General features: G+C 70.3%; 10 protein-coding genes. 6 read left to right on the top strand and 4 right to left on the bottom strand.

Annotation, left to right across the window (positions count from 1 at the left end):
- Positions 1-26: 26 nt before the first annotated feature.
- On the bottom strand, positions 27-1,445 hold the full coding sequence (locus SMIR_RS37835) for a basic amino acid/polyamine antiporter (RefSeq protein ID WP_212728047.1): 1,419 nt from the start codon (positions 1,443-1,445) through the stop codon (positions 27-29).
- A 128-nt stretch (positions 1,446-1,573) separates the two neighbouring features.
- Between SMIR_RS37835 and SMIR_RS37830 the strand changes: the two genes are divergently transcribed.
- Both SMIR_RS37830 and SMIR_RS37825 read left to right on the top strand, forming a co-directional pair.
- Positions 1,574-2,671: a baeRF3 domain-containing protein gene (locus tag SMIR_RS37830; protein ID WP_168489035.1), complete on the top strand. Its 1,098-nt coding sequence runs from the start codon at positions 1,574-1,576 to the stop codon at positions 2,669-2,671.
- Between the two features lie 51 nt (positions 2,672-2,722).
- On the top strand, positions 2,723-3,736 hold the full coding sequence (locus SMIR_RS37825; RefSeq protein ID WP_212728046.1) for a Gfo/Idh/MocA family protein: 1,014 nt from the start codon (positions 2,723-2,725) through the stop codon (positions 3,734-3,736).
- Here the strand turns inward: SMIR_RS37825 and SMIR_RS37820 are convergent, their stop codons facing one another.
- Positions 3,737-5,758 carry a phosphocholine-specific phospholipase C gene (locus SMIR_RS37820; protein WP_168489039.1) on the bottom strand — a complete coding sequence of 674 codons (2,022 nt, stop codon included), beginning with the start codon at positions 5,756-5,758 and terminating at the stop codon, positions 3,737-3,739.
- 231 nt (positions 5,759-5,989) lie between these two features.
- Between SMIR_RS37820 and SMIR_RS37815 the strand changes: the two genes are divergently transcribed.
- Together SMIR_RS37815 and SMIR_RS37810 are read left to right on the top strand one after the other, a co-directional pair.
- A complete protein-coding gene (locus tag SMIR_RS37815) occupies positions 5,990-6,667 on the top strand; it encodes a TetR/AcrR family transcriptional regulator (RefSeq protein WP_212728045.1) in 678 nt (225 codons plus the stop codon).
- Between the two features lie 305 nt (positions 6,668-6,972).
- Positions 6,973-8,403, top strand: coding sequence for a PP2C family protein-serine/threonine phosphatase (locus SMIR_RS37810; RefSeq protein ID WP_168489045.1), 1,431 nt, complete (start codon positions 6,973-6,975; stop codon positions 8,401-8,403).
- Positions 8,404-8,499: 96 nt separating this feature from the next.
- Here the strand turns inward: SMIR_RS37810 and SMIR_RS37805 are convergent, their stop codons facing one another.
- The gene (locus SMIR_RS37805) at positions 8,500-10,002 is read right to left on the bottom strand and encodes a DNA-binding protein NsdB (RefSeq protein ID WP_168489047.1); all 1,503 of its coding nucleotides are present in this window, start codon (positions 10,000-10,002) and stop codon (positions 8,500-8,502) included.
- Positions 10,003-10,234: 232 nt separating this feature from the next.
- Here SMIR_RS37805 and SMIR_RS37800 point away from each other — a divergent pair, with 232 nt between their 5' ends.
- Together SMIR_RS37800 and SMIR_RS37795 are read left to right on the top strand one after the other, a co-directional pair.
- Positions 10,235-11,380: an aminoglycoside phosphotransferase family protein gene (locus SMIR_RS37800; protein WP_101407225.1), complete on the top strand. Its 1,146-nt coding sequence runs from the start codon at positions 10,235-10,237 to the stop codon at positions 11,378-11,380.
- Between the two features lie 331 nt (positions 11,381-11,711).
- Positions 11,712-13,697: an N-acetylmuramoyl-L-alanine amidase gene (locus SMIR_RS37795; protein WP_168489053.1), complete on the top strand. Its 1,986-nt coding sequence runs from the start codon at positions 11,712-11,714 to the stop codon at positions 13,695-13,697.
- A gap of 61 nt (positions 13,698-13,758) precedes the next feature.
- Here the strand turns inward: SMIR_RS37795 and SMIR_RS37790 are convergent, their stop codons facing one another.
- Positions 13,759-14,763 (bottom strand): helix-turn-helix domain-containing protein, encoded by a 1,005-nt coding sequence (locus SMIR_RS37790; protein WP_168489055.1) that lies wholly within the window; start codon positions 14,761-14,763, stop codon positions 13,759-13,761.
- Positions 14,764-14,767 lie beyond the last annotated feature (4 nt).

Here is a 14,767-nt window from a genome sequence, read left to right as displayed (position 1 = left end):
CTTTCTCCGGGGCGGGGACGGGCGGGTCAGAGACTGATCCAGCCCAGCGCCAGGGCGACGATCCCCAGGACCGCGCCGGCGATCGAGACGAGAAGGATGACGAGTTCCCGGGGTGAGAAGAGCCGTCTGCCCTGCTCGCGCCGGGCCATCACGAACAGCGCCGTGGCGGGCGCGTAGACGATGAAGGAGACGAGAAGGTACTTCGGCCCGGCCGCGTAGAGCAGGAACGCGGTGTAGAGGGTGGCGAGCGCGGGGACGACCAGGTCACCGCCGGGTCTTCCTCGTGCGGTCTTCAGGGCGAAGGCCGCCGCCAGCAGGAACGGGATCAGGGTCAGCGCGCTGGTCAGGTCGAGCGCGAAGCTGAACGCGTCGTCCGAGAACAGCGTGACGACCAGCACGACCTGGGTGAGCAGTGTCGTCATCAGCAGCGCGGGCACGGGCACGTCGGCGGCGGTGGAGCGGCCGAGGAAGCGGGGCATGTCCTCGTCCTCGGCCGCGACGAAGAGCACCTCGGCCGCCATCAACGTCCAGGCGAGATAGGCGCCGAGCACCGAGACGATCAGGCCGACGCTCACGAAGACCTTGCCCCAGGTGCCGACCGCGCTCTCCAGGACCCCGGCCATGGAGGGCTGTCGCAGCTCGGCGATCTGGCTCATCGGCAGCAGTCCGTACGACACGATGGTGACGGAGGCGAAGATGGCGAAGACGCTCAGGAAGCCGAGGACGGTCGCCCGGCCGACGTCCTCGCGGCGCCGGGCGTGCCGTGAGTACACACTCGCGCCCTCCACACCGAGGAACACGAAGACGGTGGCCAGCATGGTGCCCTTGACCTGGTTGAACAGCGAACCGGCATAGTCGGCGCCGGCGAAGTTCTCTGCGAAGACATGGGGTTTGAGGTAGAAGAGCGCCAGGACGACGAAGACGAGGATCGGCACGACCTTGGCGACGGTGACGATCCGGTTGATGGCCGCGGCCTCCTTCACCCCTCTGCGGATGAGGAGGAAGAAGCACCACAGGCCCACCGAGGACAGGGCGACGGCGAGCACGGTGTCACCGTCGCCGAGCGCCGGGGCGATCGCCCCGATCGTCGACATGATGAGCACCCAGTACGTCACGTTGCCGACGCAGGCGCTGGCCCAGTAGCCGAACGCCGAGAAGAAGCCCAGGTACTCGCCGAAACCGGCCTTGGCGTACGCGTACACGCCCGCGTCGAGGTCGGGCCTGCGGACCGCGAGCCGCTGGAAGACGAAGGCGAGCATCAGCATTCCGGTGCCCGCGACGGCCCAGGCGATCAGGGCGCCCGCCACGCCCGTCTCCTGGGCGAAGAGGCGGGGCAGGGAGAAGACGCCGGCACCGACCATGGAGCCGACGACCATCGTGGTGAGGGTCGGCAGCGTCAGTTTGGCGGCCGGGGGCGCATGGGTTTCGGTGTCGGCCTGCGTCATGGGCGTCCTGCGAAGGCGGGCATCGTCGTGCGACGACGACGCGGGGGAACGTCATCTGGCGACCCGAGCGACACTAACAATCAATTGCCCCAAATGCCCGATAACTGAATCGGCTCTATCGTGCTGTTATGGAGCACGCACTCAGCCCAGCGACCCTCACCAAGCTGCGCAGGCCGCGGCCCTATCCCGCGGTGTCGGTACTGACGCCCACGCACCGCCGCGAACCCGACAGCGCCCAGGATCCGGTCCGGCTGCGCAATGTCGTGGCCGAGGCCAAGAAACAGATCGAGTCCGATCCGGCGGTCACCCGCGAACGGCGCACCGACCTCGTCCAGCAGCTCGACCAGGCACTCGCTGAGGTCGACCTGGCGCACGCCGAGGAGGGTCTCGCGATCTTCGCGGCGCCCGGCGAGCACCAGGTGTGGTCGCTGGCCCGCACGGTGCCCGAGCGCGTGGTGCTCTCGGACACCTTCCTGACCCGCAACCTCGTCGCGGCGCAGGTGTCGGAGCGGCCGTTCTGGGTGCTCGCTGTGTCTGCCGACCGGGTGACGCTGTGGAACGGCGGCGCCGACCGGGTCACCGAGGAGCGCATCGGCGGTTTCCCGCGGACCCGCAGCCTCGAGGACCCGAACGCCGAGCGCAAGGAGCGCATCGGAGACCTGCCCAGCACCTTCCGCGACGAGCGGACCAAGCACTTCGTGCGGGACGCCGACACCGCGATGAGCGCCGTACTGCACGAGGATCCGCGTCCGCTGTACGTCACCGGCGAGACAGCCGCGCTCTCCCTCCTCGACGAGGTCGGCACGGTCACCAAGGAGGCCACGCACATCCCGCACGGCGGACTCGCGCACGGGACCCCCGAAGCCGTGTGGCAGGCGGTCCGTCCGCTGATCAGCGCCGAGGAGCGCAGGGACACCGACGCGGTGGCCCGGGAGCTCGAGTCGGCCCGTGGCCGCAAGGAGTTCGCGGCCGGAGTCGACGAGGTCTGGCAGAACGCCTCCCAGGCCCGGATCCGGCTGCTGGCCGTCGAGGAGAACTACCGCGTGACGGTACGCGACGACGGCGGCGACCATCTGGTCCCTGCCGAGAGCGGTGATATGGACGCCCGCGAGGACATCGTCGACGAGATCGTCGAACAGTGTCTCGATACCGGAGCGGAGGTCCGTTTCGTCCCCGACGGCAGTCTCGGCGACGCGAAAGGCATCGCCGGGGTGCTGCGCTACTGATCATTCCGGCAGACAATCGCCTCCAGAACTGTCTGCCGGAGAGGTGAGCGCGTGAGTGAGCTGTTGGGTGTCGCGGTCCTGGGTGCGGGCCACATGGGGGCCGACCATGTACGACGGATCGATCGGGTGGTGAACGGCGCCCGGGTCGCGGCGGTGGCCGATCCCGACACCGGGCGCGCCAAGGACGCCGTCGCCGGCATCGACGGTGTCTCGGTGCACACCGAGGTGGCCTCGGCCCTCGACGCGCCCGGCGTACAGGCGGTGTTGATCGCCTCCCCCGGGCCCGCGCACGAGGAGGCGCTGCTCGCGGCCTTCGAGCGCGGTCTGCCGGTGCTGTGCGAGAAGCCGATGGTGCCGGAGTCGGCCGGGGCGCTGCGGGTGGTGGAGGCGGAGGCGCGGCTCGGCCGGAGACTGGTGCAGGTCGGGTTCATGCGCCGGTACGACGCCGAGTACCAGCGACTGAAGTCCCTGCTGGACAGTCGGCGGCTCGGCCGTCCGCTGATGCTGCACTGCACGCACCGCAATGTGTCCTCCCCGCCCGGCTTCACCTCGGCGATGCTGGTCAACAGCTCCGTCTCGCACGAGATCGACGCGGCGCGCTGGCTGCTCGAGCAGGAGCTCACCGCCGTGACCGTGCTGCGCCCTCGGCCGTCCGCGGGTGCCCCCGAGGGCCTTCTCGACCCCCAGTTCGTGGTGTTCGAGACGGCCGACGGCGCTCTCGTCGACGTCGAGGTCTTCGTCAACTCCGGCTTCGGCTACCAGGTGCGCTGCGAGGCGGTCTGCGAGTCCGGGAGCGCGCGGATCGGGGACGAGCACACCATGGTGGTGACGACGGCGGGCGGTGCCCACGAGGAGGTGGCGCAGGACTACCTCGTACGGTTCGCCGACGCCTACGACCGCGAGGTGCAGGCCTGGGTGGACGCCACCCGGGAGGGGAAAGTGACCGGGCCGGGTGCCTGGGACGGGTACGCGGCTTCGGCCGTCGCCGAGGCCGGGGTCCGGGCGCTGGAGAGCGGCGGCCGAGTGACCGTCGAACTCGCCCCGCGCCCGGACCTCTACGCGTGATCAGCCGCTGACGCTCGCCGTGCCCGTCTCGATGTGCCCGGTGAACCGGCGCGACCAACTCGCGTCGGAGTCGACGGTGATCGTGAAGTCGTACCAGCCGTTCTGGTACGCGACGGCGTTGAAGTAGTCCTCGGCCGAACCGCCCGCGGCGACGGTGTACGTCCACGGCCCGTCGTCGCGGTACTGGTTCGCGGTGATCGTGAACTTCACCGCGGCGGCCGAGGAGTTGGTCATCTTGAAGTAGAGGGCGGTCTTGCCGGTGCCGGGTTCGATGGCGTAACGGGTGCTCACCTCGGCCGACTTGCCCGCCTGTGTCGCATCGCCCTTGAAGCGGCGCAGGAAGCGGTTGGGGCCGGCCATGGTGAGGTCGTACTTGCCGTTGCCGTACCCCGAGCCGATGCTGAAGGAGTCGGAGGCGGTGGCGCCGGCGTCGACGGTGTACTGCCAGGGCGTCGTGTCGCGGTAGGCGTTCGGGTGGATCGAGAAGTGCGCGGCGCGGCTCGCCGGGGTGCCCTGGTTGGCCATGGTGAACCAGGCGAGGATCGTGCCGCCCGCCCCGAACTCCAGGTGGTCCAGGTAGCCGTTCGGCTGGTAGGGCAGGGCGCGGGCGGGCCGGGTGCCGGGCTCCTGGACGGGCAGGGCGTTGGTGGTGGGCACCGGATTGGGCAGGGGGCCGCAGGTGGCGATCCCGATGACGCTCGTGGCGGGCAGCGCGACCGTCCCGTGGACCGGGTCGGTGAAGTCGAAGACTCCGGTGAGGTCACCGGTGATCTTGCGGCGCCAGGCGCTGATGTTGGGGCAGGCGGCGGGCTTGCCGAGCGCCGTCGTCCACGTCTCCAGGAAGCGCAGGACCGAGGTGTGGTCGAAGACCTCCGAGGAGACCCAGCCGCCGCGTGTCCAGGGTGAGATGACGAGCATCGGGACACGGAAGCCGAGACCGTACGGGGCGCCGTTGAGGAACTCCCCCGCCGTGTTCGCGGGCGGGGCCGGGGGCGGCACGTGGTCGAAGAAGCCGTCGTTCTCGTCGTAGTTGAGGAACAGGACGGTGGAGTCGAAGACGTCCGGATCGGCGGCGAGGGCCTTGTACACCAGGTCGACGAAGTGGGCGCCGTCGCCGGGCGGGGCGTAGGGGTGCTCGGAGAAGGCCTGGTTGGCGACCACCCAGGAGACCTGGGGCAGGGTGCCCGCGAGGACGTCGGCCCTGATGGCGGCGGCGATGTCGTCGGGGGTGGAGCCGGTGGCCTTCGGCACGGAGGCCATGCCGCGGTCGTAGAGCGGGTCGCCCGCCTTGGCGGAGGCGAACTTCTTGAAGTAGGCGCAGCCGTTGTCGCCGTAGTTGTCCTGCGCGTTCTGGTACACCTTCCAGGTCACTCCGGCCGTCTGGAGCGCCTCGGCGTAGTTCTGCCAGGTCAGTCCGGACTCGTCGCCGCCGTCGTAGCTGGAACCGTCGACCTTGCCGCTCCACAGGTAGGTGCGGTTGGGGCCGGTCGCGCTGAGTGCCGAGCAGAAGTAGGCGTCGCAGATCGTGTAGTTGTCGGCGAGCGCGTAGTGGAAGGGGATGTCGGAGCGGTCGAGGTAGCCGAGCGAGCGGACGTTGCCGACGCCGGAGACCCAGTTGTCGAGGCGGCCCTTGTTCCAGGCGGAGTGCTGCGAGGACCAGGAGTGCGGGAGGTCGCCGTTGCACTGTGCGAGAGTCTCGCCGTCCTTGCCGCCCGCGGCGGGCGTGGAGCTGAGCTTCCACGGGTACTGCCGTCCGCCACCGTTCGGCTGGTTGAAGACGGAGTACCCGCCGGACAGGGTGATGCCGCTGCGGTCCTCGAAGCCGCGGACGCCCTTGAGGCGGCCGAAGTAGTGGTCGAAGCTGCGGTTCTCCTGCATGAGGACGACGACGTGCCGTACGTCCTGGATGGTGCCGGTCGCCGCGTCGGCGGCCGCCGCCGGACGCGAGCCGACGCCCAGCGCGGCGCCCGCCGCCACGGATGCGCCGAGTCCCACGAAGCCCCTTCGGCTGATCGGTGTCATTCGCCCGCCCCCTCGTCACCGGAGTGCCCCTGCGGCACACCGCGCGCCAGCGTGCACGCGGTGTTCGCCGAGGGCCATACCGATGCGGTGAGGGACGAGTGAACAGCGGCCGAACGCCGCCGCCGAACGCTATCGGCTCATGCGTTCGCCATAGGATCAAACGAAAGCATGCTCCTCTCTGCCGCATACGCCAGAGAGCGACCCCTGCGGACAGACGAAGAGGGCGATGACATGGCGGAGAGCCGGAGGGGACCCGGACCGCGCGATCGGTTCCGCGCGCAGGTACGGGAGGAGGTCAAGGCCGCGGCACTGCGGCAACTGGCCGACGGCGGTCCGGAGGCACTGTCCCTCAACGCCATCGCCAAGCAGTTGGGCATGACCGGGCCCGCCCTCTACCGCTACTTCGCCAACCGGGACAGCCTGCTGACCGAACTGGTCATCGACGCCTACCGCGACCTGGCGTCCGCACTCGCCCGCGCGGCCGACGCCTCCGCGAGCGACGCGGCCGCACGCCTGGCCGCGGTCGCCCGGGCCTACCGCGAGTGGGCGCGCGGCCAGCCGCACCGCTACCGACTGCTGTTCCGGGCGCCCCTGCCGGGGTACGACGCGCAGTCCACGCGACTGGTCGAGGCCTCCCAGCCGGCCATGAACGTCGTACTGAACGTGGCGAGTGCCCTGGCGGCGCCCGACGCGATGGCTCCGGAGGGCTCGGAGGGCCAGTTCGGGGAGTGGATGAAGCTCCGCGGAGTCGAGGACGTCCCGGCGGCGGTCGCCGCGCGGACCACGATGCTCTGGGCCCATCTGCACGGTCTGGTGAGTCTGGAGATCGAGCAGAACTTCGCCTCGATGGGCGTCGATCCCACACCCCTCTACGAGGAGGAGGTACGCGATTTCGTCCGTTCACTGTGAACGGGGGGGCACTTCGCTCCCGAGCATGGACACGCCACGTACATATGACCGTCGAACAAAGAAATGAAGGAGGCCCCCGGCTACCCCTGAGGACCCTCAAGTCACGTACGCTTTCTACGACTTGGGGGCGCGACCCGCGTACCGAATCCATGCCGGTCGGACCGTCCGCCTGGACTACAGCATATGTCAGAAGCACCACCGGATCGTGTGTTGCCAAATCCCTTACAGGGCGTCGCAGGCTGTGCAACAGTCGTAACGGTCCTTCCGCCCAGCCTTGGTCGTACCGTCCCCCATCGGAGTGCGTCATGCCGTCCCATCTCTCTGCGGACCGCCCCGCCGCCCAGCCGCCCCAGCGCGGCTCGGTCGACGCGCTCATTTCGCAGACGCGACGGCTGCGCGGCGAGGTGGACGCCGTACGGCGGGACGCGCCCTTCGACGGCACGGACCCCCAAGGACGCTGGCAGCGCGCACTGTGCGATCTGGCGATGCACCAACTCAACGACCTCGACGAGCATTTGGCACAGTTGCGGGACGGACCCCCGCCCGTGCCCACGGAGCCGGCCGACTCGCCCCCCGCACCGGCCGTCCCGGCCGCGCCCCGGCGCGGCTCGCTGCTCAGCCGGGTGGGCAGTGCCGAGTGGAACCTGCTCACGGACGAGGCCAGTTGGTCCGGAGAGCTCTACGACATCCTGGGTCGCGACCCCGCCGCTCCCCCGCTCACCCTCGACGAACTGCCGTCGCTGATGCTCGACGAGGACCGGCCGATGCTGACGGCGATGGTCACCGACTGCCTCATCGACGCGAAGCCCATCGACGGCGAGTTCCGCATCGTGCGCCCCGACGGCGGGGTGCGGACCGTGCACATGATGGGCGAGCCCGTGCTCGACACCCACGGCAGCACCGCCGCGATGTGGGCCGTGCTGCGCGACGTCAGCGAACTGCGTCGCAGCCAGCAGACGGTGAGCGAGACTCGTGAGTCGCTTCAGCTGCACCGGCACCACGCGCAGAGCGAGCGCCGACTCGCGGTCCAGCTGCAGGAGGCCGTGCTGCCGCCTTGGCGCGGCTCCCTGCGGTTCCCGCAGCGGGGCCCCGAGGCCCTGGACCTCGCCGCCCGCCATCTGCCCTCCTCGAACAGCGCGCTGATCGGCGGCGACTGGTACGACGCGATGGAACTGCCCGACGGGGCAACGCTGTTGAGTGTCGGTGACCTCACCGGGCAGGGCATCACCGTCGCGTCGGGCATGGCGATGCTGCTCGGCGCCCTGCGCGGCATGGCCGTCGCGGGCACCCAGCCCGGGCAACTCATGTCCTGGCTCAACCAGTTGCTCGACGCCTCGGTGCAGCCGTCCCTCGGCAGCGCGGTCTGCTGCCGCTACCGGCCCGAGACCCGCACCCTCACCTGGGCGCAGGCAGGACACCCCGCCCCGCTGGTGTTCCGCAACGGGACGGGGCGCATGCTGACAGCGCCGGACGGCGTGCTGCTCGGCGCGACCTCGGGGGCCGTCTACGGGCAGGCCGAAGAGACCCTCGAAGACGGCGACCTGCTGTTCCTGCACACCGACGGACTGGTCCCCGGGCACTATGGAGCGCAAGCCGTCCAGAGGCTGCTCGACCTGGCCCCGCGCTTCCACGGAGCCCGCACGGCCCAGGACTGCGTACGGACGGTTGTAGAGGAATTCGGCGAGAGTGGGCGCGAGGACGACGCCTGCGTGCTCATCGCCAGGATCGGCTCATAGACCTCACCGGGATCAGACCTCGCCGGGATCGGCTCGAAGACCCCGACTTGGAACCCTTGGACCTGGAACTCTTTCTGTGCACACAGGCAGGAGTGCTCACGCCTGTGTGGTGGTGCCCCCGCGCTTCGGCCTGAGCGAGCTCTTGGGGAGGGCGAGTTGGATCTCCTCACGCAGTTCGTGGATCTTCGGGTAGCCGGAGTACTCGGCGGTGAGCCGGTACATCTCGCGCAGTCGGTCCCAGGTGCGGTGGGAGGAGTTCGCCCCCATCGACACCAGGGCCAGCCGGGCATAGCGGTCCGCCTGCTCGGGGTCGTCCGCGATGAAGCACGCCGAGGCCAGCGACAGCCAGTCGAAGATCTGTGACCGCTGCCGCCCGTTCTCCCGCAGATGCAACGCTTCCTTGGCGTGGCGCTGCGCCGTGGTCGCCGCGACCGGGTCGTGCTCCGCGAGCGTCCGGTAGGCCAGGGCCTGCATGCCGTGCATGTCCGCCTCGTCGAACATCTGCATCCAGCTCGGCGGTGGCACATCACCCTTGTCGGAGACGAAGAGGTCCTCCGCCTCCCCCAGGGTGCGCCGCATGGCCTGGCCCTTGCCCATCGACGCCTGAGCCCAGGCCTCGATCGTGTAGAGCATGGCCCGGGTGCGCGGCAACATCTCGGAACCCGAGCCCGACTTGGCGAGCTTCATCAGGTCCAGGGCGTCGTCGGGCCGGCCCAGGTGCACCATCTGACGGGCGGCGCGGGAGAGCGCCTCCCCGGCGCGCGGCCGGTCGCCGCCTTCTCTGGCCGCGTGCGCGGCGATGACGAAGTACTTCTGGGCCGTGGGCTCCAGGCCGACGTCGTGCGACATCCAACCCGCGAGGACGGCGAGATTGGCGGCGACGCCCCACAGGCGCCGCTGCAGATGGTCAGGGTGTCGGTAGGAGAGCATGCCTCCCACTTCGTTGAGCTGGCCCACCACGGCCTTGCGTTGCAACCCGCCGCCGCGGGCCGCGTCCCAGGCCCGGAACACCTCGACCGAGCGCTCCAGTTCCTCGATCTCCTGCGACCCGATGGGGGCGGCCTCGTAACGGTCGAACCCAGCGGGGTCGGCGTGCAGGGGATTGTCGACTACAGGGGCGTCGGCCGCGAGGGCCGGATCGGTGTGGAGCCAATCGTGCATGGCACTGCTGAGTGCGGATCCCGCGGCGAGCGCGGCACCCGCGCCCACCAAGCCGCGTCGGTTGAGCATGAGGTCCATTCCCGTGAATTCGGTGAGGACCGCAGCGGTTCGCTCGGGCGCCCACGGCACACCGTCGGGATGTTCCACATTCCCGCCGCCCGGCCGTTTCCCCACACGCCCGTGCCGCACCAGACCGAGGTCCTCGATGGTCACGACACGGCCGAGACGCTCGGTGAAAAGAGCCGCCAACACTCGCGGAACCGGATCGCGCGGGATCTCTCCCATGTCGATCCAACGCCGCACCCGTGAGGTGTCGGTCGCCAGCTGGGGGTGGCCCATCGCCGCCGCCTGCTTGTTGACCAGCCTCGCGAGTTCGCCCTTGGACCAGCCGGCCAGGCCGAACAGATCCGACAGACGAGTGTTGGGTTGTCCGTTCACGTCAAGCCCCCAGGTTCTCGGCTGAGTTGACAGTAACCCTCTGTCAGTTGCTGAGCGACTATTCGCCAGGGTTCGCCAGGGTGCGCCAGATGGTCTGCCACTGGGCATCCGGTGTCAGGTAGGAAAGCGCCACCCCGACCCGGTTGCCGAGGGACATTCCCCAGGGTGCACCAGGGCGGCCGGGGCGGGTAGCGCAGCAACTTGCAGGCACACGAAGGGATCTGTTTCGCCCATGTACACAGCATCGTCCTCCGTGTCCGCTCCGCCCCGGTCGCTTCACCCCCGCCCGGCGGCGGCGGGCAGCGGCCCCTACCTCGACCCCGCTCGACCGGCGGCCCCCGTGCTCGGCGCCGGCAGGACGCGGCGCGTTCCGGGGCTCGGCACCCAACCGCTCAGCGGGAGACTCGACTTGTCCGGCCCTCAGGGCGCGCAGCTGCGCACGGCGATCGCGTCGGTGCACCGGATCTGTCCGGAGTTCGCTCCGGTCCAGGTACTGCGCCGCAGCGGGCGCTCCGTGCTCCTCGTCGGCACGACGGGGCGCAGCACGGCGGTCGCCAAGTGTTTACTGGACCACTCCCCGATCTGGTCGGAGCGGATCAGGCACGAAATAGCGGCATACCGATCGTTCGTGCGGCATCGGCCACCGGTCCGGGTGCCCCGGCTGATCGCGGCGGACCCGGACAACTGCACCCTTGTGATCGAGCGGATGCCGGGGCGGGTGGCCGCGCTGCAGCGGCACCCGGCGGAGGCGCCGCCCCGCGCGGACATCCGGGCGGCACTGGGTGCGATCTGCCGGCTGAACGCGTGGCGGCCGCCGGCGGGGACGTTCGACGCCCCGCTGGACTACGCGGAGCGGATCTCCCGTTTCCATGAGCTGGGTCTGCTCACGGACCGGGACATGGGCGACCTGCAGAAGCTGGTGCACGGCATCGCGCACTCGGCGGGCCGTCAGGGCATGGGCCAGTTCTGTCACGGGGACGCGTTGCTGTCGAACATCCTGCTCTCACCGGCCGGTCCAGTACTGGTGGACTGGGAGCACGCGGGCTGGTACCTGCCGGGCTACGACCTCGCGACGCTGTGGGCGGTCCTCGGTGACGCTCCCGTGGCGCGCCGCCAGATCAGTCAGCTCGCGCAGTCCGCCGGTCCCGCGGCGCGCGACGCCTTCCTGGTGAACCTGATGCTCGTACTGACCCGGGAGATCCGTACGTACGAGACGGCCGTGCAGCGTTCGATGCACGACGCGACCCCGGCGGCACCAGGACCGGCCCATCCGGGTGCTGCGCCGTCCGGCGAGGAACAGCGGCTGCTGCTGCGGCGGCTACACGACGACTGCCAGATGGCCCGTCGGGCCGTTCGAGCGGCGGTCGGCACTCGTTGACGGGGACGAAGGTCCGCGGTGCGCCTGAACGGCGGCGCGCCGCGGACCTTCGTCGTGCGGGGCCTGCCGTGCGGCACCGATGTACGGCGAGCGGCTCTGCCCCCTCGTCGGCATCTCTCCCGCGGGCATCTTCACCCGTTCGCGCCAGGGGTCCACTCCACTGACGCCTTGCAGGCCGTCCCGCTGCCGCCACGAAAACCCGTTCGCCCCCTCTCGGTAAGGGAAATCGCCCGCTCCTGGGCAAGATTGACGGATCGTCGGAGAGCCGATACCACTGACCCACGATCGGCCCCGCACGCCCCACCGCGCTCGACCGTCCCAGGAGGCTGCATTGCGAGGATCCTTCATCGACCCCGAGGCCACTGTCGGGTACAGACGCGCGCGCCGTACCGCGGGCGCCGTCGCCTCGGCGGCGCTGTTGTTGCCGCTGCTCGGCGCGGCCCCGTCGAGCAGCCCCGCGCAGGCGTCCGCCGCGGAGCTCCAGCGGGCCTTCGCCGTCGCTGCCGCCGAGTACCACGTGCCGCTGAGCGTCCTGCTCGGCGTCTCCTACCTCCAGTCCCGCTGGGACGCGCACGCGGGCGCGCCGAGCGTCAGCGGCGGCTACGGCCCCATGCATCTCACCGACGCGCGGACGGCGATCGCGGAGGCACCGCACCACAGCGAGGGCACGGAGGACGCTCGTGGCGACAGCTCGCGCCCGCCCCTGCTGCCCACCACCCAGGTGCCGCAGAACTCCCAGCTCCCGGACCGGCTGAAGACGTTGCCGAAGGCGGCCCGGCTCACCGGCCTGCCCGAGGAGCGGCTGCGTACCGACGCCGCCGCGAACGTGGCGGGCGGGGCCGCGCTCCTGGCGGCCGCGCAGAAGGACCTCGGCGAGCCGCTGAGCGACGACGCGGCCGACTGGTACGGCGCGGTGGGGCGTTTCTCCGGCGCGGACGACACCGCGACCGCGGCGACCTACGCCAATGACGTCTACGAGGTGATCCGCCAGGGCGAGGAGCGCACCACGGACGCCGGTCAGCAGGTCGCGCTCGCCGCCCGGCCCGGACTGAGCCCCGACACCGCGCTGCTGCGGCGGGCCGGGCTGCGTACCGTCTCCGCCACGAACACGGAGTGCCCCACGTCCGTGTCGTGCGAGTGGATCCCGGCCCCGTACTCGGAGTTCGGCGACGGTGACTACGGGAACCACGACCTCGGTGACCGGCCCGCGTCGCAGAGCATCAAGTACATCGTCATCCATGACACGGAGGGCAGCTGGGACGGCGTGCTGAAGCTGGTCCAGGACCCGACCTACGTGTCGTGGAACTACACCCTGCGCTCGACCGACGGTCACATCGCCCAGCACGTGAAGGCGAAGGACGTGGCCTGGCACGCGGGCAACTGGTACATCAACGCCAAGTCGATCGGCCTGGAACACGAGGGATTCCTCGCCTCGCCGGACGCCTGGTACACGGAGGAGATGTACCGCGCCTCGGCGCGGCTGGTGAACTACCTCGCCTACAAGTACCGCGTTCCGCTGGACCGCCAGCACATCCTGGGCCACGACAACGTGCCCGGTCCGACCACGTCGACCATCCCCGGCATGCACACGGACCCGGGCCCGTACTGGGACTGGCAGCACTACTTCACCCTGCTCGGCCACCCGTTCCGGCCTGCGACGAAGACAAGGACGAGTGGAGGTCTGGTCACCGTGCTGCCGGACTTCGCGGAGAACCAGCCCCGGTACACGGGCTGTGTCACCAGCGGTGAGCCCTGCGCGGCGCACGGCTCCAGCGAGGTGCGGCTCTACTCCCGGCCGGACGAGACCTCGCCCCTGATCAAGGACATCGGGCTGCGTCCCAAGGGCGACGACTCGACGATCGACGTGAACGACGTGGGTTCCCGGGTCTCCACCGGACAGCGGTACGCGGTCGCGGACCGTGACGGCGATTGGACGGCGATCTGGTACCTGGGCCAGAAGGCCTGGTTCAAGAACCCGCAGAGCCGGCCGACTGCGGTGAACGCCTCGGGCCAGGTCGTGACCCCCAAACCGGGCCTCACGGAGATCCCCGTGTACGGGCGCGCCTATCCGGAGGCCGCGGCATACCCGGCGGGCGTCCCCGTCCAGGCCGTCTCGCCGCTCCCGTACAAGATCCTGGCAGGCCAGAGGTACGTCGCCGGTGACAAGGTGCCGGGCGAGTACTTCTACGCGCCGACGTTCGACACGACCCCGCACAGGGTCGTGATCGGCAAGGACATGTACTACGAGATCCAGTTCGGTCACCGAGTGGCGTTCGTGCGGACGGCGGACGTCAACGAGACGCGTTCGCACCCCTGAGTGCCAGGGGCGAGGGGGCCGGGCCGCGGACAGCGCCCCGGCCCCCTCGCCGTCCTCTCCGCTACACCCAGTCCCGGCGAGCGGCCTGCCAGGCCAGTTGCATACGGGTGGCCGCCCCGGCGAACGTCATCAGTTGCTGGATATGACGTTGGACCGTACGCCTGCTCAGGCCCAGTTGCGAGGCGATCGCCTTGTCGGTGACGCCCGCGACGAGCAGGGAGAGCAGCCGTCGGTCCGTGGTGGAGAGGGAGTCGGCGCCGGATGTCCCGTCGGTGCCGCTGACCGCTCCGCTGTCGTCGACGTGCAGGGGGACGGCGTCGTCCCAGTAGCGTTCGAAGAGCGCGATGAGCGCGGCGAGGAGGCTGCTGTCGCGCACCAGGGCCGCGGTGGGTTCCTCGGGGCTGCCGAAGGGACCACCGGGTACGAGCGGGCAGATGGCGATGGCGCGGTCGGACACGGCGAGCCGCAAGGGCAGATGGGGTACCGCGCGGGCGACCTCACCCGCCCGTACGCCCTCGATAACGTTGTCCACGGCTCCCTCGTCGTCGAAGAACGCCTTCTCGTAGAGGACCCGATAACGCACCCCGCGGGCCAGCGCGTCGAACTCCGCCTCGTTGCTGCCCGAGGGCATGGCGACGTACTGGGCCTTGCAGAACCACAGCATCTCGTCGTGGGTGTCCGCCTGGATGCGGCGCAGGTGCTGGCGCAGCGCGTCCGCCCCGGTGATCACCTCGATGAGCTCACCGGCGTCGCGCCGGCGCATGGTGTCCCGGTAGGTCGCCAGCAGGGCGGTGGCCGTGGCCCGGGCCTGGTCGAGGGCGTCGGCGTTGCGTTTGAGCCGGGGCATGAGGGCCACATCGGGTGGCGTGGCCCGGTAGAGCCGTGGGGATCCGTCGGTGTGACTGGCCAGTCCCCTGGCCGTGAGCGCCTCGAGGGTCCGTGAGGCGTCCGCGGTGGTGGCACCCGAGCGGATCGCGAAGTCGCCCGCCGAGGCGTTGCTCATCGTCACCAGGATCCGATAGGCGGACTCCTCGGCATCGGTGACCCCGGCGGCTTCCAGTGTCACGGCG

Source organism: Streptomyces mirabilis (assembly GCF_018310535.1).
Classification (GTDB): Bacteria; Actinomycetota; Actinomycetes; order Streptomycetales; family Streptomycetaceae; genus Streptomyces.
This window is presented reverse-complemented; position numbering and strand designations above follow the sequence as displayed.

Bases quoted from the DNA above. Each gene is read 5' to 3' on its own strand.
- SMIR_RS37810 (WP_168489045.1), top strand. From the start codon at position 6,973: ATGCCGTCCCATCTCTCTGCGGACCGCCCCGCCGCCCAGCCGCCCCAG.
- SMIR_RS37835 (WP_212728047.1), bottom strand. From the start codon at position 1,445: ATGACGCAGGCCGACACCGAAACCCATGCGCCCCCGGCCGCCAAACTG.
- SMIR_RS37800 (WP_101407225.1), top strand. From the start codon at position 10,235: ATGTACACAGCATCGTCCTCCGTGTCCGCTCCGCCCCGGTCGCTTCAC.
- SMIR_RS37820 (WP_168489039.1), bottom strand. From the start codon at position 5,758: ATGACACCGATCAGCCGAAGGGGCTTCGTGGGACTCGGCGCATCCGTG.
- SMIR_RS37815 (WP_212728045.1), top strand. From the start codon at position 5,990: ATGGCGGAGAGCCGGAGGGGACCCGGACCGCGCGATCGGTTCCGCGCG.
- SMIR_RS37830 (WP_168489035.1), top strand. From the start codon at position 1,574: ATGGAGCACGCACTCAGCCCAGCGACCCTCACCAAGCTGCGCAGGCCG.